A 23,241-nucleotide genomic window follows, 5' to 3' on the forward strand; every position below is an offset into this window, starting at 1 on the left:
CCATGGCCACGGGGGAGGGGACGATACGGCTCAGACCGCCGCGCAACGCACCGGACCGCCGGGCGGTCGGGTGGTGGCGGGCCCAGTGGCTGCTTCTGACGGCGGCCCCGGTGGCGGTCCTCGGCATCCTGGGCGGGCTCATCGCCCCCGCCAGGTTCTGGCTGCTGACACCCGCCGTGGTGATCGCCGGCATCGGTCTGCTGTGCGCCGTCCTCTTCCCCCTCCAGTGGTTCCGCACCCACCGCTGGGAGGTCACCGACGAGGCGGTCTACGTGAGTACCGGGGTCTTCCTGCGGGAGTGGCGGATCGCGCCGATGTCCCGCATCCAGACCGTGGACACCGTACGGGGACCGCTGGAGCAGCTCTTCGGACTGGCCACGGTCACCGTCACGACCGCCTCCGCCAAGGGCGCCGTGGAGATCGAGGGCCTCACCCACGAGGCCGCCGCCGAGCTCGCCGAGCGGCTGACCCGCATCACCCGGGACACACCCGGGGACGCCACGTGAGCACGGCGGCCGGCAGCGGCCCCGGCTGGCGGCGGATCCATCCCCGCACGGTCCTGGTCACCGCGCTGGTCACGGCGGGAGTCGCCGCGGGCGCGGCCGTGCCGGTCACGGTCGCGCTGGCCGGCCCTCTCGGGTACGCGGCAGCCGTCGGCTGGGTGCTGGCGGGGGCCACCCTGCTGATCGGCTGCGCGGCCGCAGGCGACTACGTACGGTGGCGGCGGACCCGTTACCGGGTGGGCGGCGAGCGCGTCGACCTGCACACCGGGCTCCTCCTCGTAAAGCGCCGCTCGCTGGCCCGCGAGCGGATCCGCAGCGTGGACCTCACCGCCCACCCGCTGCTGCGGGTCCTGGGGCTCGTCACGGTCCGCATCGGCACCGGTGAGCACACCGGCGGCGACTCCACGCTGGAACTCGACCCCGTCACCCGCGCCGAGGGGGAGCGGCTGCGCCGTGACCTCCTCGACCGCGTCGTTCCCGGGAGCTCCGCGACGCACCGTGACGGTGAACTGGCCACGCTCGACCCCCGGTGGATCCGCTACGCACCCCTCTCCTTCGCCGCGCCGCTGCTCGGTGGGGCTGCAGCCGGCGGTGTGATGCAGGTCAGCGACTGGGTGGGGGCGCAGGCCGAGGTGATCCACTGGACCGCCGACCGCTTCCGGGAGACCCCGCTGGTCTGGACGATCGTCGTCCTGGCCGTGGCGGCCCTGGCCGCCGGTGTGACCGGAGCGCTCGGGCTGTGGATCGAGATGTGGTGGAACTACCGCCTGGAACGCGAACCGGGCGGCACCCTGCGGGTGCGGCGCGGGCTGTTCACCTCTCGTTCCCTGTCCGTCGAGGAACGGCGGCTGCGCGGGGTGGATCTGGTGGAGCCGCTGGGTGTACGGCTGGTGGGAGCCGCCCGGATCGACGCGATCGCCACCGGCCTCACCAAGGACGAGAAGCGGGGTGCCGACCACCACACCCTGCTGCCGGCCGCGCCCCGCGCACTGGCCGGCGCCATCGCGGCGGAGGTGCTGCGCGAGCCGGTCACCCCGACGGGTGCCACGCTCACGGCGCACCCACGGGCGGCCCGGGGACGGCGGTTGCGCCGTGCCCTGGCGGTGGCCCTGGCTCCCGTGCTGGTCCAGGTCCTCCTCGGCGTCCTGCTGACACCCGTACTGCTGTGGACCGCGCTCGGTTGCGCGGTGGTCCTCCTGCCCCTCGCCGTGGCGCTGGCCCTCGATGCCTACCGGTCCCTGGGGCACACGCTCAGCGGCGGCTACCTGGTGACCCGCTCCGGATCGGTCCGGCGCTCCACCGCGGCTCTGCGGCGGTCCGGAGTGATCGGCTGGACGGTGAAGCAGTCCGTCTTCCAGCGCCGGGCCGGACTGCTGAGCGTCACCGCCACGACGGCCGCCGGGGGCGGCGCCTACACGGCGCACGACACCGATGCCTCCGAGGGCCTCGCCTTCGCGGCCGACGCCGTTCCGGGGCTGCTGGAGCCGTTCCTGGAGCGCGGCTGAGGCACCGGTCGCGTGCGGGAACGAGCGGATTTCCCGCACCCGGAACCGATGAAGAGGCGGGCCGGACAGCGCGCCCCGCCCCGACAGGCCCCCCACCGCCGGGGTCGAACGCACCGGCCCGGGTGGTCTGTCCGGTGGCAGGCGGCCTGCCGCGCCCGTGCACCGCCGGGGGCTTCTTGAAGGCGCGCCACGCGTCTCGTGCCTTGCCGGCGGAGGCCCGCACGTCGGGAGCCTGGTCCAGCAGCCCCTTGAGGGCGAAAAGCAGCACGGGAGCCACACGGCGACGGCGGGAACGATGATGACGGCGCTGCTGTCCACCGGGTCCTGCCCCTCCCCGCCATGGGCCGGATCGGTGGCATGGGCGGCCTCGGTCCGAATCCTGCGATTCGGACCGGAGCACCGGTACGGGCGCACTGGAAGGTGTTCTCGGGATGGGCCGAAGCGGCGCCGGCCCAGGTGCTGGACATCCCCCTGTCAGATGCCGGGCCCCGTCTCCACGGCTTCGCGTGCGTCCAGCCCCCTGTGGGGCGAGCAGGCCCGAGGGGCGCGTCATGTAGGGGAGCCGGATGACGTACGGCCTCCAGACATGCCGATGCCAGCGCATCCCGAGGCCGCGCACCAGGACACCGGTGACGCACCGGAACCCCGGAGCTCCTCCGCTGCCGCACCACGAAGACGGGTTCTCCGCAAAGGGCTGTCCCGCCAGGAATCGCGGGACAGCCCTGAGGCGGCCGGTCACACGCGAAGGCCCGGCCCCGCTCCTGGGAGCGGGGCCGGGCCTTCGCGTGTGACCACTACGCCGACGCGGGCGGATACAGCGCGCGCGGCAGCTTCGAGGCCGCCGCGGCGTCCAGCAGCCACAGCGTGCGGCTCCGGCCGTAGGCGCCCGCCGCCGGTGCCTGGATCTCCCCGGCCCCGGACAGTGCGATCTCCGCGGCCTGTGCCTTGTCCTCCCCGGCGGCCAGGAGCCACACCTCACGCGCCGCCCGGATGGCCGGGAGCGTGAGGGAGACGCGGGTGGGCGGCGGCTTGGGGGCGCCGTGCACACCGACGACGGTGCGCTCGGTCTCCCGCACGGCCGGCAGCTCCGGGAAGAGCGACGCGACGTGGGTGTCCGGGCCGACGCCCAGCATCAGCACGTCGAACGCCGGTACGGGCCCGTGGTCCTCCGGGCCCGCCGCGGCGGCGAGTTCCGCCGCGTAGCCGGCTGCCGCGGCATCGGCGTCGCCGCCGTACGGCCCGTCGGAGGCGGGCATCGCGTGGACCCTGGAGGGGTCCAGCTCCACCGCGTCCAGCAGGGCCTCGCGGGCCTGCGTGACATTGCGCTCCGGGTCGCCCTCGGGCAGGAACCGCTCGTCGCCCCACCACAGATCGAGCTGCGACCAGTCGATCGCGTCCCGGGCGGGCGAACCGGCGAGCGCGGCCAGCAGGCCGTTGCCGTTGCGCCCGCCGGTGAGGACCACCGAGGCGGAACCGCGGGCGGCCTGGGCGTCCACGATCTTCGTGATCAGCCTGGCCGCCGCGGCCTGAGCCATCAGCTCCTTGTCGCGGTGCACGACGAGCTGCGGGGTGCTCACTTCGACGCCGCCTTCTTGGACGCCGTCTTCTTCGCGGCCGGAGCGGCGGAACCCGCCGGCTCCCGCCGCTGCTGCCCCGAGCCGACGGAGGACGCCTCCGTCGGCCCGCCCAGACGCTCCACACCGAACTTCACCGTGGACTCGTAGATGTTGTCCGGGTCCAGACGGCGCAGCTCCTCCGCGAGGAGCTCGGCGGTCTCCCGCCGCTTCAGCGCGACCGCACGGTCCGGCTGGCCGGCCATGCAGAGCGTCGCCAGCGAGCCGTCCGGCCGGTCCAGGACGATCACGCCGTTCTTGGTCTCCAGCCGCACGGCCGTCAGACCGGGGCCGGCGGAGAGGGTGCGTTCCACCGGCACCCCGAGCCGGTCCGCGAGCCACATGGCCAGCAGTTCGCAGCTCGGGTTGTCGGACTCGCCCTCGACCGTCGCCGACACGACCTGCGCGGGCTGCTGGTCCAGCGCCGCCGCCAGCATCGAGCGCCACGGCGTGATGCGCGTCCAGGCCAGGTCGGTGTCCCCGGGCCGGTACGTCGCCGCACGCACCGACAGCTCGTCGAGCGGGTGCTCGGCGGAGTAGGTGTCGGTGATACGGCGCTGGGCGAGCGCGCCCAGCGGGTCCTTGGCCGGGTCCGCCGGAGCGTCCTCCGGCCACCACACCACGACCGGGGCGTCCGGCAGCAGCAGCGGCAGGACGACGGACTGGGCGTGGTTGGCCAGCTCGCCGTGCAGACGCAGGACGACGGTCTCGCCCGAGCCCGCGTCGGAACCGACCCGGATCTCCGCGTCGAGACGGGCGTCGCGGCGCGCACGCGGCGAACGGCTGACCCTCTTGATCACCACGATGATCCGCGAGGGGTGCTCGCGCGAGGAGTCGTTCGCCGCCTTGAGGGCGTCGTAGGCGTTCTCCTCGTCCGTGACGATGACGAGCGTGAGGACCATGCCGACGGCTGGGGAGCCGATGGACCGGCGGGCCGAGATGAGGGCCTGGTTGATCTTGCTGGACGTGGTTTCCGTGAGATCGATCTTCATGGCCGGCGCCAGCTCCGTCCGTCGCGTGCGAGCATGTCGTCGGCCTCGGCCGGACCCCAGGTGCCGGCCGCGTACCGGGCGGGCTTGCCGTGCTTGTCCCAGTACGCCTCGATCGGATCGAGGATGTTCCAGGAGAGCTCGACCTCCTGGTGGCGCGGGAAGAGGTTGGCGTCGCCGAGCAGGACATCGAGGATGAGCCGCTCGTACGCCTCGGGGCTGGACTCCGTGAAGGACTCGCCGTACGCGAAGTCCATCGTGACGTCCCGCACCTCCATGGAGGTGCCGGGCACCTTGGAGCCGAACCGGACCGTGACCCCCTCGTCCGGCTGCACCCGGATGACCAGGGCGTTGCCGCCGAGCTCCTCCGTCGCACCGGACTCGAAGGGCAGATACGGGGCGCGCTTGAAGACGACCGCGATCTCGGTGACCCGGCGGCCGAGGCGCTTGCCGGTACGGAGGTAGAACGGCACCCCCGCCCAGCGGCGGTTGTTGATCGTCAGTTTGATCGCGGCGTAGGTGTCGGTCTTCGACTTGGGGTCGATGCCGTCCTCCTCGAGGTAACCGGGCACCTCCTGACCGCCCTGCCACGCGTGCGTGTACTGCCCGCGCACCGTGTGCTTGCCCAGGTCCTCGGGCAGCTCCACCGCCGTGAGCACCTTCAGCTTCTCCGCGACCAGGGCCTTCGGGTGGAAGGAGCCGGGCTCCTCCATCGCCGTCAGTGCCAGCAGCTGGAGCAGGTGGTTCTGGATGACGTCACGGGCGGCGCCGATGCCGTCGTAGTAACCGGCCCGGCCGCCGATGCCGATGTCCTCGGCCATCGTGATCTGGACGTGGTCCACGTAGGACCTGTTCCAGATCGGCTCCCACATCGTGTTGGCGAAGCGCAGCGCCAGGATGTTCTGGACCGTCTCCTTGCCGAGGTAGTGGTCGATCCGGAAGACCTCGTTCGGCGGGAAGACGTCGTGCACGAGCTGGTTCAGCTCCTGCGCGCTCTCCAGGTCGTGGCCGAACGGCTTCTCGATGACGGCCCGGCGCCAGCTGCCTTCCTTCTGGTCGGCCAGCCCGTGCTTCTTGAGCTGCTGGACGACCTTGGGGAAGAACTTCGGCGGCACGGAGAGGTAGAAGGCGAAGTTCCCGCCCGTGCCCTGCGCCTTGTCGAGTTCCTCGATCGTGGCCTTGAGGGTCTCGAACGCCTCGTCGTCGTCGAAGTTGCCCTGGACGAAGCGCATGCCCTGGCTGAGCTGCTGCCAGACCTCCTCGCGGAACGGGGTGCGGGAATGCTCCTTGACGGCGTCGTGGACGACCTGGGCGAAGTCCTCGTCCTCCCAGTCGCGGCGCGCGAAGCCGATGAGCGAGAAGCCCGGTGGCAGCAGACCGCGGTTGGCCAGGTCGTAGACGGCGGGCATCAGCTTTTTACGGGACAAATCGCCCGTGACGCCAAAGATCACCAGGCCCGACGGCCCCGCGATGCGCGGGAGCCGTCGGTCCTGTGCGTCACGGAGCGGGTTGGCTCCGGGAACACCAGACAAGGTGGTCAGCCCTTCGAAGGAGCGAGGCGCTCGAGCTCGGCCTCGGTCGACTTGAGCAGGTCGTTCCAGGCGGCCTCGAACTTCTCGACACCCTCGTCCTCGAGCAGCTGGACGACCTCGTCGTAGCTGACACCGAGGTTCTTGATCGCGTCGAGGTCGGCGCGCGCCTGGTCGTAGCCACCGGCGACGGTGTTGCCGGTGATGTCACCGTGGTCGGCCACGGCGTCCAGCGTCGCCTCCGGCATGGTGTTGACCGTGTTCGGGGCGACGAGGTCGTCGACGTACAGGGTGTCCTTGAGGGACGGGTCCTTCACGCCGGTGGAGGCCCACAGCGGACGCTGCTTGTTCGCGTGCGCCTTGTCGAGGGCGTCCCAGCGCTCACCGGCGAAGACCTCCTCGTACGCCTCGTAGGCCAGACGCGCGTTGGCCAGGGCGGACTTGCCCTTCGCGGCCTTCGCCTCGTCGCTGCCGATCGCGTCCAGGCGCTTGTCGATCTCGGTGTCCACGCGGGACACGAAGAACGAGGCGACCGAGTGGATCTCGGAGAGGTCCAGGCCTGCCGCCTTCGCCTTCTCCAGGCCCGCCAGGTAGGCGTCCATGACCTCGCGGTAACGCTCCAGCGAGAAGATCAGGGTCACGTTGACGCTGATGCCCCGCCCGATGGTCTCGGTGATGGCCGGCAGACCGGCCTTCGTCGCCGGGATCTTGATGAGCGTGTTCGGGCGGTCCACCAGCCAGGCCAGCTGCTTGGCCTCGGCGACCGTGGCCAGGGTGTTGTGGGCCAGCCGCGGGTCGACCTCGATGGAGACCCGGCCGTCCTGGCCCTCCGTCGCGTCGAAGACCGGGCGCAGGATGTCGGCGGCGTCCCGGACGTCCGCCGTCGTGATCATGCGGATGGCTTCCTCGACGGTGACCTTGCGGGCGGCGAGGTCGGTGAGCTGCTGGTCGTAACCGTCACCCTGCGAGATCGCCTTCTGGAAGATCGAGGGGTTGGTGGTGACACCCACGACGTGGCTCTGGTCGATCAGCTCGGCCAGATTGCCGGACGTGATCCGCTTGCGCGACAGGTCGTCCAGCCAGATCGCCACGCCCTCGTCGGAGAGGCGCTTGAGTGCGTCTGTCATGAGAAATGCATCTCCTACTTGTCTTTGACCGCGTCAGCGCGCAGCGGAGGCGATAGATTCCCGGGCGGCTTCCGCCACGTGCGCGGCGGTGAAGCCGAACTCGCGGAAGAGGACCTTGGCGTCGGCGGACGCACCGAAGTGCTCCAGCGAGACGATCCGGCCGGCGTCGCCCACATACCGGTGCCAGGTGAGGCCGATGCCCGCTTCGACGGCGACCCGGGCCTTCACGGACGGCGGCAGCACGCTGTCCTTGTACGCCTGGTCCTGCTCCTCGAACCACTCGACACACGGCATCGAGACCACACGGGTCGGCACACCGGCCGCCTGGAGCTCGTCACGGGCCTCGACGGCGAGCTGGACCTCGGAGCCCGTGGCGATCAGAACGGCCTGGGCCTCGCCGCCCTCGGCGTCGAAGAGCACGTAACCGCCCCTGGCCGCGTTCTCGTCGGCCGGGTAGGTGGGCAGGCCCTGGCGCGACAGCGCCAGGCCGTGCGGGGCGCTCCTGCCGTAGTCCTTCTTGCCGCGCTTGAGGATCTCGCGCCAGGCGACGGCCGTCTCGTTGGCGTCGGCCGGGCGGACGACGTTCAGACCCGGGATGGCGCGCAGCGAGGCGAGGTGCTCGACCGGCTGGTGGGTCGGGCCGTCCTCGCCGAGACCGACCGAGTCGTGCGTCCAGACGTACGTCACCGGCAGGTGCATCAGCGCGGAGAGGCGGACGGCGTTGCGCATGTAGTCGGAGAACACCAGGAAGGTGCCGCCGTAGACGCGGGTGTTGCCGTGCAGCGCGATGCCGTTCATGGCCGCGGCCATGGCGTGCTCGCGGATGCCGAAGTGGATCGTCCGGCCGTACGGGTCGGCCTCGGGCAGCGGGTTGCCGGCCGGGAGGAACGACGACGTCTTGTCGATCGTGGTGTTGTTCGAGCCCGCGAGGTCGGCGGAGCCGCCCCACAGCTCGGGGATGACCCCGCCGAGCGCCTGCAGGACCTTGCCGGAGGCGGCACGCGTGGCGACCCCGTGGCCGGCCTCGAAGACCGGGAGGTGCTCCTCCCAGCCCGCGGGCAGCTCGCCCGCGGCGATGCGGTCGAAGGAGGCGGCGCGCTCCGGGTCGGCGGTGCGCCACTCGGCGAAGGACTTCTCCCACTCGGCCCTGGCCTCGCGGCCGCGGTCCAGTGCCTCACGCGTGTGCGCGATGACCTCGTCGGAGACCTCGAAGGTCTTCTCCGGGTCGAAGCCGAGCACCCGCTTGGTGGCCGCGATCTCGTCGTCGCCGAGCGCCGAGCCGTGCGCGGCCTCGGTGTTCTGGGCGTTCGGGGCGGGCCAGGCGATGATCGAGCGGGCCGCGATGAACGACGGGCGCTCCGTCTCGGCCTTGGCGGCCTGCAGCGCCCGGTAGAGGCCCTCGGGGTCCAGGTCGCCGCTGGGCAGCTGGTCCACGCGCTGGACGTGCCAGCCGTAGGACTCGTAACGCTTCAGGGTGTCCTCGGAGACCGCGGTCTCCGTGTCGCCCTCGATCGAGATGTGGTTGTCGTCCCACAGGAGCACCAGGTTGCCCAGCTTCTGGTGGCCGGCCAGCGAGGACGCCTCCGCGGAGATGCCCTCCTGGAGGCAGCCGTCACCGGCGATCACCCAGATGGTGTGGTCGAACGGGGAGGTGCCGGGGGCCGCCTGCGGGTCGAAGAGACCGCGCTCGTAACGGGCGGCCATCGCCATGCCCACGGCGTTGGCGACACCCTGGCCCAGCGGGCCGGTCGTCGTCTCGACACCGGTGGTGTGGCCGTACTCGGGGTGGCCCGGCGTCTTGGAGCCCCAGGTGCGGAAGGCCTTGAGGTCGTCCAGCTCCAGGCCGTAACCGGCAAGGTAGAGCTGGATGTACAGCGTCAGGCTGGAGTGGCCCGCGGACAGCACGAACCGGTCGCGTCCGGTCCATTCCGCGTCCGCCGGGTCATGGCGCATCACCTTCTGGAAAAGGGTGTACGCGGCAGGAGCGAGGCTCATCGCCGTACCCGGGTGGCCGTTTCCGACTTTCTGTACGGCATCCGCGGCGAGGACGCGGACGGTGTCCACGGCCCGCTGGTCCAATTCGGTCCACTGGAGGTCTGTGGTGGTCGGCTTGGTGCTCACCCTGAGTCAGGGCTCCTCTCCACTGTTCGTAAACCGGTGACTGGTTACGCACCGGGCATTGTCGAGCCTACCCCCGTCACAAGGCCCTACTTCTGCCCTTTCCACAGTGCGGGCGACCTGCGGAGTTCGCCTCCCGTATGAGCGCCGCCGTTCACTTCTGCGCCACCCCAACACGACCCACCCCCGCGAAGAGCGGTGTATGCCCAACGTCTACAGTGGTCTGGTTCGCGCAAGTCTTCACCGGGCCCCAGGCCCGGAGCTTGCTGGGATTTCTCTGTCAGGGGTGTGCGTGACGGCCGTCGAGTCCCGACCCGCAGGGGTCGCCTTGACTCCGAGCCCAGGGGGCCATCGCCCGTCCGGGGCCCGTATCAAGGCATTCGTGGCTCTTACCAAGCCGCGCATCATCGAGCTGCTGCTGATCACCACCGTTCCGGTGATGTTCCTCGCCGCTCAGGGCGTGCCCGATCTTTGGCTCGTGGTCACCACCACCATCGGCGGATATCTCTCCGCGGGCGGCGCCAATGCGCTCAACATGTATATCGACCGTGACATCGACGCGCTGATGGACCGCACGTCCCAGCGCCCGCTGGTCACCGGCATGGTGAGCCCCCGGGAGTGCCTCGCCTTCGGAATCGCCCTCGGGGTCATTTCCACGGTCTGGTTCGGGCTGCTCGTCAACTGGCTCTCCGCCGCTCTCGCTCTCGGCGCACTCCTGTTCTACGTCGTCGTGTACACGATGCTGCTGAAGCGCCGCACCTCGCAGAACATCGTCTGGGGCGGAATCGCCGGCTGCATGCCGGTACTCATCGGCTGGTCCGCGGTGACCAATTCGATGTCCTGGGCCGCGGTCATTCTTTTCGCCGTCATCTTCTTCTGGACGCCGCCTCACTATTGGCCGCTTTCGATGAAGGTCAAGGACGACTACGCCCGGGTCGGTGTGCCGATGCTCCCGGTCGTCGCCTCCAACCGGGTGGTGGCCCGTCAGATCGTCGCCTACAGCTGGGTGATGGTGGGCGTCTCGTTGCTGCTGACCCCGCTGGGCTACACCGGCTGGTTCTACACGGCCGTCGCCCTCCTGGCCGGAGGCTTCTGGCTCTGGGAGGCACACGGTCTGCAGAACAGGGCGAAGGCCGGTGTCACCGGCGCCAAGCTCAAGGAGATGCGACTGTTCCACTGGTCCATCACCTACGTCTCGATCCTCTTCGTCGCCGTCGCGGTGGACCCCTTCCTGAGGTAGTCCCGCACGCACCGGAGCTCCGCCGACGGGCGGGGGACGTGGCCGATGCCACGCCCCCCGCCCGTCGCCAGTCGATCTACGCGTCGGTAGCATCCTGTTCATGGCAGAGACGGCAGAGCCTCAGAACCGGCAGACGGACGACAGCAAGCACGCGGCCCGCGCGGAGCGCAGGGCCACGAAGCTCGCCAAGCAGATCGGCGCCTTCGCCAAGGCGCACGGCGGCGCCGAGGGGCAGCTCGCCCACCTCGGCCAGATGGGCACCCGCATCGTGCTGGTCGGCGAGGACGGCGGCTGGGGTGACCTGGTCGCACCCTCCTACGCCGTCGCCGAGAGCGCCGCACAGAAGGCGGGCCTCACGGTTCACGAGGACTTCGACGGCGAACTCGCGGCCAAGGTCCGCACCGGTCCCTACGAGTGGTCCCGCATGGCGGGCATCCAGGTCGGCGGCCCGTCCAACGACACCACCTGAGGCGCTCAGGACGAGCGCCTGCGAGCACGGCCGTGCCCCCGTCCGGTCTTCCGGACGGGGGCACGGCCGTGCTGCGGGAGCCGCTTGTGTTCAGCGCGCGGCGGCGGGCTCCGGCAGGTCGCCCGCCGCCGGCACGGTAACGCCCGCGACGGCCGCCGCCGGGCGCTCGCGCAGCGACAGCAGCAGGCGCAGCACCGCGATCCACAGCAGGGCCGAGCCGAACATGTGGAGGCCGACCAGGACCTCCGGTACGTCGCTGAAGTACTGCACGTACCCGATGGCGCCCTGCGCCGCCAGCACGACCAGCAGGTCACGGGCGCGGGCCCGGGTGTCGTCGGGGGCGTCGACGACGCGCAGGGCGAACCACACCGCGACGGCCAGAGCGCAGACGACCCAGGCGGCGATGGCGTGGATGTGTGCGGCGGCGCTCCAGTCCCAGGGCATGCGCGGCACGTCGCTGCTGTCCCCGGCGTGCTTGCCGGACCCGGTCACGGTGGTGCCGAGCACGATCAGGACGGCCGTGGCGGCGACGACGGCCCAGGCCAGCTGTCGCACCGGGCGCGGGGCGCGCGGGCGGCGCACGCCGTCGCCCTCGCCGATCCGCACCCAGGTGATCACGGCCACCGTGAGCAGACAGTTGGCGAGCAGGAAGTGGCCGGCCACCGACCACGGGTTGAGGCCGGCCCAGACCGTGATCCCGCCGATCACGGCGTTCCCCATCACCAGCCAGAACTGCGACCACGCCAGGCGGGTGAGACCGCGCCGGCGGGGCTTCAGGGAGCGGGCCGCGATGATCGCCCAGCCGACCGCGGCCGACAGGACGTAGGTGAGCATCCGGTTGCCGAATTCGATGGCGCCGTGCAGGCCCTGCTCCGGGGTGGCGAAGAGGCTGTCGTCGGTGCACTTGGGCCAGGTGTCGCAGCCGAGACCGGAACCGGTCAGCCTGACCGCGCCGCCGGTGACGATGATGAACACGGTCATCGCGACCGCGGTGAGCGCGGCACGCCTGGCCGTCTTCACCGACGGGGTCCAGCGCTTGGCGATGTAGGAGATGGGGGTTTCCACGCGGACCATCGTAGGCAACGGCTTGTGCATGTTTTCACGAGGGGTGACCCGTTACCGGATGACCTGGGGCGACAGCGGTGGGCCGCCGGCCCCCGGTCACTCCCAGCGGAAGAACCGCGCCGCCGCGCCCAGCCCCAGCACCGCCCAGGCCGCCAGGACCGCGGCGTCGCCCCAGGGCATCGCCGCGCCGTGCTGGAGGACGTCCCTGAGTCCGCCGGACAGCGCCGAGATCGGCAGCAGCCCCAGGACCGACTGCGCCGCGTCCGGGAACGTGTCCAGCGGCACGATGACCCCGCCGCCGACCAGCAGCAGCAGGAAGACCAGGTTGGCCGCCGCCAGGGTGGCCTCGGCCTTCAGCGTCCCGGCCATCAGCAGCCCGAGCCCCGAGAAGGCCACGGTGCCCAGCACCAGGAGCAGCAGCACGGCGAGCGGGTTCCCCTCGGGCGACCAGCCCAGGGCGAAGGCGATCACCGTCAGCAGGACGATCTGCAGCACCTCGGTGACCAGTACGGAGAGCGTCTTCGCCGTCATCAGGCCCCAGCGGGGCAGAGGAGAGGCGCCCAGCCGCTTGAGCACTCCGTAGCGCCGTTCGAAACCGGTCGCGATGGCCTGGCCCGTGAAGGCCGTGGACATCACCGCGAGCGCGAGGACACCGGGCGCCAGGAAGCCGACCGGTTCGCCCGCACCCGTGTCGACGATGTCGACCGCGCTGAACAGGACGAGCAGCAGCGTCGGGATGACCACCGTCAGCAGCAGCTGCTCGCCGTTGCGCAGGAGCATCCGCGTCTCCAGCGCGGCCTGCGCGGCGATCATGCGGGGGAGTGGTGCCGCGCCGGGGCGCGGGGTGTACGTACCGGCGCTCATGCGCGCAGCTCCTTGCCGGTCAGTTCCAGGAAGACGTCCTCGAGGGTGTGCCGTTCCACCGCGATGCCGTCCGGCATCACGCCGTGCTGGGCGCACCAGGAGGTGACGGTCGCCAGCAGTTCCGGGTCGATCCGCCCGGTGATGCGGTACGCGCCGGTGGTCAGCTCGGCCGCCTCGCTGCCGTCGGGCAGTGCCTTCAGCAGCGAGCCGAGGTCCAGACCGGGGCGACCGGTGAAGCGCAGGGTGTTCTCGGCACCGCCCCGGCACAGCCGCTCCGGACTGCCCTGCGCGATGACCCGCCCCGCGTCGATGACGGCGACGTCGTCGGCCAGCTCCTCCGCCTCGTCCATGAAGTGCGTGGTGAGGACGACGGACACCCCGTCGGTGCGCAGCTCCCGGATCAGGTCCCACGTCGAGCGGCGGGCCTGCGGGTCGAGTCCCGCGGTCGGCTCGTCCAGGAAGACCAGCTCGGGACGGCCGACGACGGCCATGGCCAGTGCGAGGCGCTGCTGCTGGCCGCCGGAGAGCCGGCGGTAGGCGGTCCGGCCGCAGCTGCCGAGTCCGAGGCGTTCGACGAGGGCGTCGACGTCCAGCGGATGGGCGTGGAGCTTCGCCATGTGGCGCAGCATCTCCTCGGCGCGTGCGCCGGAGTAGACACCGCCGGACTGCAGCATCACGCCGATGCGGGGGCGGAGCGCGGCGGCGTCCGCGACCGGGTCGAGGCCGAGGACCCGTACGGTCCCCTCGTCCGGCCGGCGGTAGCCCTCGCAGGTTTCGATCGTGGTGGTCTTGCCGGCGCCGTTGGGGCCGAGGACCGCGGTCACGGCGCCTGCCGCGACCGCCAGATCGAGGCCGTCGACCGCCGTCTTGTTGCCGTACCGCTTGACAAGGCCCCTGGCCTGCACGACGGGCTCGCTGCTCATGGCGGGCAAGTCTAGGCTGGCCGCCCGGCGGCCCGGCGCGCCGGGTTCCCGCTGCTCCCCGAAGCGCCGGTCCGGCCCGGTGACCGGCCGGTCCGGAGCGCGGAGACCTGCTGTGATCGCCTGTTTCCGCAGGTCAACTTAGGTCTGCCTAAGTGATGAAGGGCACCGTGCCCGCCTCCGGGGCGGGTTGTCACGCCCGGAGGAATTACGCAACAATGGCGTTGTGAAATACGTTGGCGAGGCTCCTCAGGAGGAACTCGCGACCGGTGAGCGCTCGACGCGCAACCGGGTCGCGCGCTCCATCCTGGACCACGGCCCGTCCACCGCCGCCGACCTGGCGAAACGCGTCGGCCTGACCCAGGCCGCGGTTCGCCGCCACTTGGACGCCCTCGTCTCCGACGACGTGGTCGAGGCCCGCGAACAGCGGGTGTACGGGGCGCGGACCCGTGGCCGCCCGGCCAAGGTCTTCGCCCTCACCGACTGCGGCCGGGACGCGTTCGACCAGTCCTACGACAAGCTCGCCGCCGACGCGCTGCGCTGGATCGCCGACACGGCGGGGGGCGAGGCGCTCGTCGCCTTCGCCCGCGCCAGGATGGCGGCCCAGTCCGAGAGGTACCGCGCCGTGGTCGAGGCCGCGGGCCCCGAGGCACGCACCGAGGCTTTGGCCAAGGCCCTGTCCGCCGACGGGTACGCTGCTACGGCTCGTAGCGCGCCGGCCCCTCAGCAGGGCGAGCAGCTCTGCCAGCACCACTGCCCGGTCGCGCACGTGGCCGAGCAGTTCCCGCAGCTGTGCGAGGCGGAGACGGAATTCTTCTCCAGCCTGCTCGGGACCCATGTGCAGCGTCTCGCCACCCTCGCCCACGGCGACGGAGTGTGCACGACGTTCGTTCCGCGCAGCAGCCCCACGGCACCACAGGCTTCACAGACCACCCATTCAGTATCTGCAAGTACGGCCGGGAGGAACCCCGCATGACGCTCCCCACGGAGACTGCCCACCCTGAGCTCGAGGGTCTGGGTACGTACGAATTCGGCTGGGCCGACTCCGACGAAGCAGGCGCGGCGGCGAAGCGCGGCCTGTCCGAAGCTGTCGTCCGCGACATCTCGGAGAAGAAGAACGAGCCGGAGTGGATGCTGAAGCTCCGCCTCAAGGGCCTCAAGCTGTTCGGCAAGAAGCCCATGCCGAACTGGGGCTCCGACCTGTCGGGCATCGACTTCGACAACATCAAGTACTTCGTGCGGTCCACGGAGAAGCAGGCGGAGTCCTGGGAGGACCTGCCCGAGGACATCAAGAACACGTACGACAAGCTCGGCATCCCGGAGGCGGAGAAGCAGCGCCTGGTCGCCGGTGTCGCCGCGCAGTACGAGTCCGAGGTGGTCTATCACCAGATCAACGAGGAACTCGAGTCGCAGGGTGTCATCTTCATGGACACCGACACCGCGCTCAAGGAGCACCCGGAGCTCTTCAAGGAGTACTTCGGCACCGTCATCCCCGTCGGTGACAACAAGTTCGCCTCGCTGAACTCCGCGGTGTGGTCCGGCGGTTCCTTCATCTACGTGCCGAAGGGCGTGCACGTGGAGATCCCGCTCCAGGCCTACTTCCGTATCAACACGGAGAACATGGGCCAGTTCGAGCGGACGCTGATCATCGTCGACGAGGACGCCTACGTCCACTACGTCGAGGGCTGCACCGCGCCGATCTACTCCTCGGACTCGCTGCACTCCGCGGTCGTCGAGATCATCGTGAAGAAGGGCGGCCGCTGCCGCTACACGACCATCCAGAACTGGTCGAACAACGTCTACAACCTGGTCACCAAGCGTGCCGTGGCGTACGAGGGCGCGACCATGGAGTGGGTCGACGGCAACATCGGCTCCAAGGTCACCATGAAGTACCCGGCCGTCTACCTGATGGGCGAGCACGCCAAGGGCGAGACCCTGTCCATCGCCTTCGCGGGCGAGGGCCAGCACCAGGACGCCGGCGCCAAGATGGTCCACATGGCGCCCAACACCTCTTCCAACATCGTCTCCAAGTCGGTGGCGCGAGGCGGTGGCCGCACCTCCTACCGCGGTCTCATCGAGATCGGCGAGGGCGCGCCGGGCGCCAAGTCCAACGTGCTGTGCGACGCGCTGCTGGTGGACACCATCTCCCGCTCCGACACCTACCCGTACGTCGACGTCCGCGAGGACGACGTGTCGATGGGTCACGAGGCGACCGTCTCCAAGGTCTCCGAGGACCAGCTCTTCTACCTCATGAGCCGCGGCATGACGGAGTTCGAGGCCATGGCGATGATCGTGCGCGGCTTCGTCGAGCCGATCGCGAAGGAGCTGCCCATGGAGTACGCCCTGGAGCTCAACCGGCTGATCGAGCTGCAGATGGAGGGCTCGGTCGGCTAGTACGCCCGCCGACCGCCTTCCCCCAGAGTCCTTGACTGAGAAAGCGAGCACTACGACAGCCATGGCTGAGGCTCAGAACATCCCCGCGGGCTCCACCACCGCCGGGTCCATCGCGGTGGCCGCGGAGTCCACCGTCGCCACGCGCATGAGCGCGCCCCCCTCCTTCGACGTCGCGGACTTCCCGGTCCCGCACGGTCGTGAGGAGGAGTGGCGCTTCACGCCGCTGGAGCGGCTGCGCGGCCTGCACGACGGCACCGCGGTCGCCACCGGTGACGGGGTCAAGGTCGTCGTCGAGGCGCCCTCGGGCGTCACGGTCGAGACCGTCGGCCGTGACGACGCCCGGCTGGGCAAGGCGGGCACCCCGGTGGACCGGGTCGCCGCCCAGGCGTACTCGTCCTTCCAGCAGGCCTCGGTGGTCACGGTCGCCAAGGAGGCCGTGCTCAGCGAGCCGGTCCGGATCACCGTGCACGGTGAGGGCGGCGTGGCCTACGGCCACCAGGTCATCGAGCTGGGCGCCTTCGCCGAGGCCGTCGTCGTCATCGACCACACCGGTGACGCCGTGCTCGCGGCCAACGTCGACTACGTCCTGGGCGACGGGGCGAAGCTGACCGTCGTGTCCGTCCAGGACTGGGACGACACCGCCGTCCACGTCGGTCAGCACAACGCGCTGGTCGGCCGCGACGCCTCCTTCAAGTCGATCATCGTGACGTTCGGCGGTGACCTCGTCCGGCTCCACCCGCGGGTCGCCTACGCCGCCCCGGGCGGTGAGGCCGAGCTCTTCGGTCTGTACTTCACCGACAAGGGCCAGCACCAGGAGCACCGCCTCCTGGTCGACCACAACACCCCGCACTGCAAGTCCAACGCGGTGTACAAGGGTGCGCTCCAGGGCGACGACGCCCACGCCGTGTGGATCGGTGACGTCCTCATCCAGGCCGCGGCTGAGGGCACCGACACCTACGAGATGAACCGCAACCTGGTTCTCACCGACGGTGCCCGTGTCGACTCCGTCCCGAACCTGGAGATCGAGACCGGTGAGATCGTCGGCGCCGGCCACGCCTCGGCGACCGGGCGGTTCGACGACGAGCAGTTGTTCTACCTGCAGTCCCGCGGTATCCCGGCCGAGGAGGCCCGCAGGCTCGTCGTGCGCGGCTTCTTCGCCGAGCTGGTCCAGCAGATCGGCCTGCCGGACGTCGAGGACCGGCTCCTCGACAAGATCGAGGCCGAGCTGAAGGCATCGGTCTGAGATGGCCTTCGTCAAAGTCTGTGCGCTGAGCGAGCTGGAGGACGACACCCCCAAGAGGGTGGAGCTCGACGGCACACCGGTGTCCGTCGTCCGCACCGAGGGCGAGGTGTTCGCGATCAACGACATCTGCTCGCACGCGAACGTCTCGCTCTCGGAGGGCGAGGTGGAGGACTGCGCGATCGAGTGCTGGCTGCACGGATCGAGCTTCGACCTCCGCACCGGCAAGCCGTCCGGTCTTCCCGCGACGCGCCCCGTCCCCGTATACCCCGTAAAGATCGAAGGGGACGATGTGCTCGTCTCCGTCACCCAGGAGTCCTGAGTCACCCATGGCAACGCTTGAAATCCGCGACCTGCACGTCTCCGTCGAGGCCGACAACGCCACGAAGGAGATCCTCAAGGGCGTCGACCTGACCGTGAAGCAGGGCGAGACCCACGCCATCATGGGCCCGAACGGGTCCGGCAAGTCCACCCTCGCCTACTCGCTCGCGGGTCACCCCAAGTACACGATCACGAGTGGCACGGTGACCCTGGACGGCGAGGACGTCCTGGAGATGTCCGTCGACGAGCGGGCCCGCGCCGGTCTGTTCCTCGCCATGCAGTACCCGGTCGAGATCCCCGGTGTCTCGGTCTCCAACTTCCTGCGCACCTCCGCCACCGCCGTCCGCGGTGAGGCCCCCAAGCTGCGGACGTGGGTGAAGGAGGTCAAGGAGACGATGGCCCAGCTCCAGATGGACCCCTCGTTCGCCGAGCGCAACGTCAACGAGGGCTTCTCCGGCGGTGAGAAGAAGCGCCACGAGATCCTCCAGCTGGAGCTCCTCAAGCCGAAGATCGCGGTCCTCGACGAGACCGACTCCGGCCTCGACGTCGACGCGCTCAAGACCGTCTCCGAAGGCGTCAACCGGGTGCGCGAGACCGGCGAGGTCGGCACCCTGCTGATCACGCACTACACACGCATCCTCAAGTACATCAAGCCCGACTACGTGCATGTCTTCGCCAACGGCCGTATCGCCGCTTCCGGCGGCGCCGAGCTCGCCGACACGCTGGAGAACGAGGGCTACGAGGCCTACACGAAAGGGGGCGCTTCCGCGTGACTGACGCCCGACAGGGGCTCTCCGGCCTCCTCGACACCGAGGCGATCCGCAAGGACTTCCCGATCCTGGACCGCACGGTCCACGACGGCAAGAAGATCGTTTACCTGGACAGCGCGGCGACCTCGCAGAAGCCGCGCCAGGTGCTCGATGCTCTCAACGAGTACTACGAGCGGCACAACGCCAACGTCCACCGCGGTGTGTACACGATCGCCGAGGAGGCCACCGCGCTGTACGAAGGCGCCCGCGACAAGGTCGCCGCCTTCATCAACGCACCCAGCCGCAACGAGGTGATCTTCACCAAGAACGCCTCGGAGTCGCTCAACCTCGTCGCCAACATGCTCGGCTGGGCGGACGAGCCCTACCGGGTGGACAGCGACACCGAGATCGTCACCACGGAGATGGAGCACCACTCCAACATCGTGCCGTGGCAGCTGCTCTCGCAGCGCACCGGCGCGAAGCTGAAGTGGTTCGGCATCACGGACGACGGCCGGCTCGACCTGTCGAACATCGACGAGATCATCACGGAGAAGACGAAGATCGTCTCCTTCACCCTGGTCTCCAACATCATGGGCACGGTCAACCCGGTCGAGAAGATCATCCGCCGTGCCCAGCAGGTCGGCGCGCTGGTCTGCATCGACGCCTCGCAGGCCGCCCCGCACATGGTGCTCGACGTGCAGGCGCTGCAGGCCGACTTCGTGGCCTTCACCGGTCACAAGATGGTCGGCCCGACGGGCATCGGTGTGCTCTGGGGACGGCAGGAGCTCCTCGAGGACCTGCCGCCGTTCCTCGGCGGTGGCGAGATGATCGAGACCGTGTCGATGCACTCCTCGACGTACGCCCCCGCGCCGCACAAGTTCGAGGCGGGTACGCCCCCGATCGCGCAGGCCGTCGGCCTCGGCGCGGCCGTGGACTACCTCTCCTCGATCGGCATGGAGAACATCCACCGCCATGAGCAGGCCATCACCGAGTACGCGGTGCGCCGGCTCCTGGAGGTCCCCGACCTGAGGATCATCGGTCCGGCGACGGCCGAGGACCGCGGGGCGACGATCTCCTTCACGCTCGGCGACATCCACCCCCACGACGTGGGCCAGGTGCTCGACGAGCTGGGCATCGCCGTCCGGGTCGGACACCACTGCGCGCGGCCGGTCTGCCTGCGGTACGGAATTCCTGCGACGACGCGAGCGTCGTTCTACCTGTACTCCACGCCCGCCGAGGTCGACGCCCTGGTGGACGGGCTGGAGCACGTGCGGAACTTTTTCGGTTAGACGGCAGAGGGTTGACTGGTGAAGCTTGATTCCATGTACCAGGAAGTGATCCTGGACCACTACAAGCACCCCCACGGGCGTGGCCTGCGGGACGGCGACGCCGAGGTGCACCACGTCAACCCGACGTGCGGCGACGAGATCACGCTCCGCGTGAAGTACGACGGCGAGACCATCGCCGACGTCAGTTACGAGGGCCAGGGCTGCTCCATCAGCCAGGCCAGCGCCTCCGTGCTCAACGAGCTGCTGGTCGGCAAGGAGCTCGGTCAGGCGCAGAAGATCCAGGAGACCTTCCTGGAACTGATGCAGTCCAAGGGGCAGCTGGAGCCGGACGACGAGATGGAGGAGGTGCTGGAGGACGCGGTGGCGTTCGCCGGTGTCTCCAAGTACCCGGCCCGGGTCAAGTGCGCGCTGCTGAGCTGGATGGCGTGGAAAGACGCGACGGCGCAGGCGCTGTCCGAAGGGAAGACGGCATGAGCGAGAACGAGACCCTCACCACCAAGCCGGCCTCCGAGGAGGAGGTGCGCGAGGCGCTGTACGACGTGGTCGACCCCGAGCTGGGGATCGACGTGGTCAATCTGGGCCTGATCTACGGTATCCACGTCGACGACGCGAACATCGCGACGCTCGACATGACGCTGACGTCCGCGGCCTGTCCGCTGACCGACGTCATCGAGGACCAGGCGAAGTCCGCCACCGACGGCATCGTCAGCGAACTGCGGATCAACTGGGTCTGGATGCCGCCGTGGGGTCCGGACAAGATCACCGATGACGGCCGCGAGCAGCTTCGCGCGCTCGGCTTCAACGTCTGATCCGTCCGCGTCGAGAACGGCCCCCGGCACTCGCCGGGGGCCGTTCTCGCGTGGTCGAGGTGCGCGGCGGACGCCACGGCCTGCGGCTTTTGCCAGCCGGTGTCCCCGCGGCCGGCAGGCCGCGGGGACACCGGCCACGCCCGGTGCCGGTTTTGGGCCGGACGGGCCACCACAGGGGACGCCGTTCCCGGACGGAGCCCATGGCGAGACCCGGCACAGGGCTCACAGGGCTGCCGGCATAAGGACCCGGCCGGGGGCACGACGGCGGCCGTGCGCGGGATCACCCGGCGGTCACCCGGCGGTCACCACCGTGGGGCGGCGCTCCCGTACGGCGGTGCCGTCGGGTCCTGCTGCGGTACGCCCGCCGCCTCGGCCAGTACCGGGCCCAGGTTCTCCGTCCGTATCCGCCGGTCGACGTAGAGCAGGCCGGTCACCAGTTGCGGGAACGTCGTCGAGATGATCTGGCTGATCAGCTGCCCCAGCAGGGTCGCGATCAGGTAGCCGCTCATCGCGACCATCACCGCCGCGGGGCTCGGGTCCTCGTCCAGCGACGCTGTCCCGATCATGCCGGGGAACAGGCCGAGGATCGAGAACGGCATCTGGATGACGTAGCCCGCCACACCCGCCATCAGACCGGCCAGCAGCATGATGCCGAAGATCCGCCACCAGTCGCCGCGCACCAGCTGGGACGAGCGGCGCAGGGCGGCGACGGGCCGCTGGCCCTCGAAGACCACGGCCGCCGGTGCCAGGCAGACCTTTATCCAGAGCCAGACCGCCAGTGGCCCGGTGAGCAGCGCGCCGAGGACACCCAGCGTGATGGCGACGCCGGCGCCGCCGTCACTGTCCATGGTGACGAGGCTGATGATCACCGCGACGAAGGCCGCCATGAGGAGCACTACGGGCACGAGGGCGAACAGGGCGGTGAGGATCAGGGTGCCGATCACCGGAACGACCCGGGTCCAGGCCCTGCGCCAGACCGTCGCCAGGGTGATGGGCCTGCCCAGGACCGCCTCCTGCAGCACGGTCGGGACCGCCGCGTACATCAGGCCGGAGACGATCGCCATGGCGGCGATGCCCAGCAAGGCGAGGAGACAGCCCGCGAGCACGAGCGGGACGACGTCCGAGGACGAGGCCCCCTCGCCGTAGTCGAGGGAGACCACCCGTTCCAGGTGGCCGGAGACCGCGGAGTAGGCGGCGGCCACCGCCGCCGCCATGAGGAGCGCGGCGCCGCCGTAGAGGGCGGCGGCCAGGCCGAACAGCTGCTTCCCGTACCTGCCCATCGTCGAGAACGCCCCGCCCAGTACGTCCCCCAGCCTCAGCGGGGCGAGCGGTATCACCCCCGGCTTCGGCGGCGGCACCCAGCCGCCCCACCCCGGCGGCCCCCCGTACGGGCTTCCGCCGTACGCGCCCCCGTAGGCGCCCCCGCCCCACCCTGCGTCCTGCGCCACCACTGCTCCGTTTGCTCGTATCGTCCGGTTGTCATCCGGTCCTACCGGTGCGGACACCGTAGCGTCCCGGAGCGGGGCTGAATCCCGCCCTTACCGGCCACCGCCGGGCCACGCGCGCGTTGTGTACGACCGTACGCAACGTTGTGTACGCTTGTACGCATGGGATACGGAATGCTGGCCGCGGCCATCGCGGCGGAGGTGGCCGGGACGACGGCCATGAAGTACAGCGAGGGATTCACCCGGCTGTGGCCCTCGCTCATCACGGTCGCGGGCTATGTACTGGCCTTCGCGCTGCTGGCCCAGACCCTGAAGACGCTGTCGATCGGCACCGCCTATGCCATCTGGGCGGGGGCGGGCACCGCGGCCGTCGCCGCGATCGGCATCCTCTGGATGGGCGAGTCCGCGGGCCTCGCCAAGCTGGCCGGCATCGCGCTGGTCGTCGCGGGGGTCGTGGTCCTCAATCTCGGAGGAGCCCACTGATGGTCCGGCGGCACGACCCCGAGCGCCGCGAGCGCATCATCGACGCGGCCATCCGCGTCGTCGCGGACCGGGGCATCGCAGGGCTCAGCCACCGCACCGTGGCCGCCGAGGCCGACGTGCCGCTCGGCTCGACGACGTATCACTTCGCCTCGCTCGACGAACTGCTGGTGGCGGCCCTGCGCCGGTGCAACGAGAGCTTCTCGCGGACGGTGCGGGAGAGCCCGTACTTCTCCGATCCCACGGTCCCGCTCGCCGATGAGCTGACCCGGCTGATGGGGGAGTGGTTCGCGGCAGGGCGCGGGCCGCTGGCGCTGGAGTACGAGCTGTACCTCGCGGCCCTGCGCCGGCCTGCCCTGCGGCCGGTCGCATCCGAGTGGGCCGACGCGCTCGCCGACCTGATCGCCGACCGCACCGACCGGGCCACGGCGCGGGCACTCGCGGCCCTGCTGGACGGGATCAGCCTCCAGGCGCTGCTCACCGGGGGCGACTTCGACCCGGAGTACACAAGGGAGATGCTCGCCCGGGTCGCGGACGGGGCGGACCGCCGGGGCCGGGCGGGTGGGTGACCC

23 protein-coding genes are annotated in these 23,241 nt (G+C 70.4%); 14 read left to right on the plus strand and 9 right to left on the minus strand.

Annotated features, from left to right (window positions below; all coding sequences use genetic code 11):
* Window positions 1-2 precede the first annotated feature (2 nt).
* Both ACF1FZ_RS08155 and ACF1FZ_RS08160 read left to right on the plus strand, forming a co-directional pair.
* Window positions 3-506, plus strand: a complete 504-nt coding sequence (locus ACF1FZ_RS08155; RefSeq protein ID WP_391772534.1) for a PH domain-containing protein — start codon at window positions 3-5, stop codon at window positions 504-506.
* Window positions 503-2,008 carry a PH domain-containing protein gene (locus ACF1FZ_RS08160; RefSeq protein ID WP_391772535.1) on the plus strand — a complete coding sequence of 502 codons (1,506 nt, stop codon included), beginning with the start codon at window positions 503-505 and terminating at the stop codon, window positions 2,006-2,008. The genes ACF1FZ_RS08155 and ACF1FZ_RS08160 overlap by 4 nt, the downstream gene beginning before the upstream one ends.
* A gap of 794 nt (window positions 2,009-2,802) precedes the next feature.
* Here ACF1FZ_RS08160 and pgl read toward each other — a convergent pair.
* From pgl to tkt, 5 genes are read right to left on the minus strand one after another with little or no spacing between them, the layout of a single operon-like run.
* Window positions 2,803-3,585, minus strand: coding sequence for a 6-phosphogluconolactonase (pgl, locus tag ACF1FZ_RS08165; RefSeq protein ID WP_391772536.1), 783 nt, complete (start codon window positions 3,583-3,585; stop codon window positions 2,803-2,805).
* The gene (gene opcA / locus ACF1FZ_RS08170; protein WP_391772537.1) at window positions 3,582-4,613 is read right to left on the minus strand and encodes a glucose-6-phosphate dehydrogenase assembly protein OpcA; all 1,032 of its coding nucleotides are present in this window, start codon (window positions 4,611-4,613) and stop codon (window positions 3,582-3,584) included. Before opcA ends, pgl begins: the two co-directional genes overlap by 4 nt.
* On the minus strand, window positions 4,610-6,142 hold the full coding sequence (gene zwf / locus ACF1FZ_RS08175) for a glucose-6-phosphate dehydrogenase (protein ID WP_391772538.1): 1,533 nt from the start codon (window positions 6,140-6,142) through the stop codon (window positions 4,610-4,612). The genes opcA and zwf overlap by 4 nt, the downstream gene beginning before the upstream one ends.
* Before the next feature lie 5 nt (window positions 6,143-6,147).
* Complete coding sequence (gene tal / locus ACF1FZ_RS08180) at window positions 6,148-7,266, minus strand: transaldolase (protein ID WP_391772539.1); 1,119 nt, start codon at window positions 7,264-7,266, stop codon at window positions 6,148-6,150.
* A 33-nt stretch (window positions 7,267-7,299) separates the two neighbouring features.
* Window positions 7,300-9,387 carry a transketolase gene (gene tkt, locus ACF1FZ_RS08185; protein WP_391772540.1) on the minus strand — a complete coding sequence of 696 codons (2,088 nt, stop codon included), beginning with the start codon at window positions 9,385-9,387 and terminating at the stop codon, window positions 7,300-7,302.
* A 283-nt stretch (window positions 9,388-9,670) separates the two neighbouring features.
* Between tkt and ACF1FZ_RS08190 the strand changes: the two genes are divergently transcribed.
* Together ACF1FZ_RS08190 and ACF1FZ_RS08195 are read left to right on the plus strand one after the other, a co-directional pair.
* Entirely contained in the window at window positions 9,671-10,624 is a 954-nt protein-coding gene (locus ACF1FZ_RS08190) for a heme o synthase (protein WP_391772541.1), read from the plus strand.
* Window positions 10,625-10,724: 100 nt separating this feature from the next.
* A complete protein-coding gene (locus ACF1FZ_RS08195; RefSeq protein WP_391772542.1) occupies window positions 10,725-11,093 on the plus strand; it encodes a hypothetical protein in 369 nt (122 codons plus the stop codon).
* Between the two features lie 90 nt (window positions 11,094-11,183).
* Here the strand turns inward: ACF1FZ_RS08195 and ACF1FZ_RS08200 are convergent, their stop codons facing one another.
* The 3 genes from ACF1FZ_RS08200 to ACF1FZ_RS08210 all read right to left on the minus strand — a co-directional run bounded on the left by ACF1FZ_RS08200 (window position 11,184) and on the right by ACF1FZ_RS08210 (window position 13,945).
* On the minus strand, window positions 11,184-12,167 hold the full coding sequence (locus ACF1FZ_RS08200) for a heme A synthase (RefSeq protein WP_391772543.1): 984 nt from the start codon (window positions 12,165-12,167) through the stop codon (window positions 11,184-11,186).
* A gap of 87 nt (window positions 12,168-12,254) precedes the next feature.
* Entirely contained in the window at window positions 12,255-13,022 is a 768-nt protein-coding gene (locus ACF1FZ_RS08205) for an ABC transporter permease (protein ID WP_391772544.1), read from the minus strand.
* A complete protein-coding gene (locus tag ACF1FZ_RS08210; RefSeq protein ID WP_391772545.1) occupies window positions 13,019-13,945 on the minus strand; it encodes an ABC transporter ATP-binding protein in 927 nt (308 codons plus the stop codon). The genes ACF1FZ_RS08205 and ACF1FZ_RS08210 overlap by 4 nt, the downstream gene beginning before the upstream one ends.
* A gap of 223 nt (window positions 13,946-14,168) precedes the next feature.
* On the opposite strand from ACF1FZ_RS08210, the gene ACF1FZ_RS08215 reads away from it, so the two are divergent.
* The 8 genes from ACF1FZ_RS08215 to ACF1FZ_RS08250 all read left to right on the plus strand — a co-directional run bounded on the left by ACF1FZ_RS08215 (window position 14,169) and on the right by ACF1FZ_RS08250 (window position 20,744).
* Window positions 14,169-14,918, plus strand: coding sequence for a helix-turn-helix transcriptional regulator (locus ACF1FZ_RS08215; protein ID WP_391772546.1), 750 nt, complete (start codon window positions 14,169-14,171; stop codon window positions 14,916-14,918).
* On the plus strand, window positions 14,915-16,336 hold the full coding sequence (gene sufB / locus ACF1FZ_RS08220) for a Fe-S cluster assembly protein SufB (RefSeq protein WP_391772547.1): 1,422 nt from the start codon (window positions 14,915-14,917) through the stop codon (window positions 16,334-16,336). Before ACF1FZ_RS08215 ends, sufB begins: the two co-directional genes overlap by 4 nt.
* A 61-nt stretch (window positions 16,337-16,397) precedes the next feature.
* On the plus strand, window positions 16,398-17,579 hold the full coding sequence (gene sufD / locus ACF1FZ_RS08225) for a Fe-S cluster assembly protein SufD (protein WP_391772548.1): 1,182 nt from the start codon (window positions 16,398-16,400) through the stop codon (window positions 17,577-17,579).
* Window position 17,580: 1 nt separating this feature from the next.
* Window positions 17,581-17,898, plus strand: coding sequence for a bifunctional 3-phenylpropionate/cinnamic acid dioxygenase ferredoxin subunit (locus ACF1FZ_RS08230; RefSeq protein ID WP_097867842.1), 318 nt, complete (start codon window positions 17,581-17,583; stop codon window positions 17,896-17,898).
* Between the two features lie 7 nt (window positions 17,899-17,905).
* The gene (sufC, locus tag ACF1FZ_RS08235) at window positions 17,906-18,670 is read left to right on the plus strand and encodes a Fe-S cluster assembly ATPase SufC (RefSeq protein WP_391772549.1); all 765 of its coding nucleotides are present in this window, start codon (window positions 17,906-17,908) and stop codon (window positions 18,668-18,670) included.
* Window positions 18,667-19,935 carry a cysteine desulfurase gene (locus tag ACF1FZ_RS08240; RefSeq protein ID WP_391772550.1) on the plus strand — a complete coding sequence of 423 codons (1,269 nt, stop codon included), beginning with the start codon at window positions 18,667-18,669 and terminating at the stop codon, window positions 19,933-19,935. The genes sufC and ACF1FZ_RS08240 overlap by 4 nt, the downstream gene beginning before the upstream one ends.
* Before the next feature lie 18 nt (window positions 19,936-19,953).
* Window positions 19,954-20,409, plus strand: coding sequence for a Fe-S cluster assembly sulfur transfer protein SufU (gene sufU / locus ACF1FZ_RS08245; protein WP_391772551.1), 456 nt, complete (start codon window positions 19,954-19,956; stop codon window positions 20,407-20,409).
* Complete coding sequence (locus ACF1FZ_RS08250) at window positions 20,406-20,744, plus strand: metal-sulfur cluster assembly factor (RefSeq protein WP_014045248.1); 339 nt, start codon at window positions 20,406-20,408, stop codon at window positions 20,742-20,744. Before sufU ends, ACF1FZ_RS08250 begins: the two co-directional genes overlap by 4 nt.
* A gap of 302 nt (window positions 20,745-21,046) precedes the next feature.
* Here ACF1FZ_RS08250 and ACF1FZ_RS08255 read toward each other — a convergent pair whose 3' ends face one another.
* On the minus strand, window positions 21,047-22,192 hold the full coding sequence (locus tag ACF1FZ_RS08255) for a hypothetical protein (RefSeq protein WP_391772552.1): 1,146 nt from the start codon (window positions 22,190-22,192) through the stop codon (window positions 21,047-21,049).
* A gap of 159 nt (window positions 22,193-22,351) precedes the next feature.
* Between ACF1FZ_RS08255 and ACF1FZ_RS08260 the strand changes: the two genes are divergently transcribed.
* A complete protein-coding gene (locus ACF1FZ_RS08260; protein ID WP_391772553.1) occupies window positions 22,352-22,672 on the plus strand; it encodes a DMT family transporter in 321 nt (106 codons plus the stop codon).
* A complete protein-coding gene (locus ACF1FZ_RS08265) occupies window positions 22,672-23,238 on the plus strand; it encodes a TetR/AcrR family transcriptional regulator (RefSeq protein ID WP_391772554.1) in 567 nt (188 codons plus the stop codon). The genes ACF1FZ_RS08260 and ACF1FZ_RS08265 overlap by 1 nt, the downstream gene beginning before the upstream one ends.
* Window positions 23,239-23,241: the final 3 nt, after the last annotated feature.

The sequence above is a fragment of the Streptomyces sp. NPDC014623 genome, assembly GCF_043088245.1.
Taxonomy (GTDB): Bacteria; Actinomycetota; Actinomycetes; order Streptomycetales; family Streptomycetaceae; genus Streptomyces.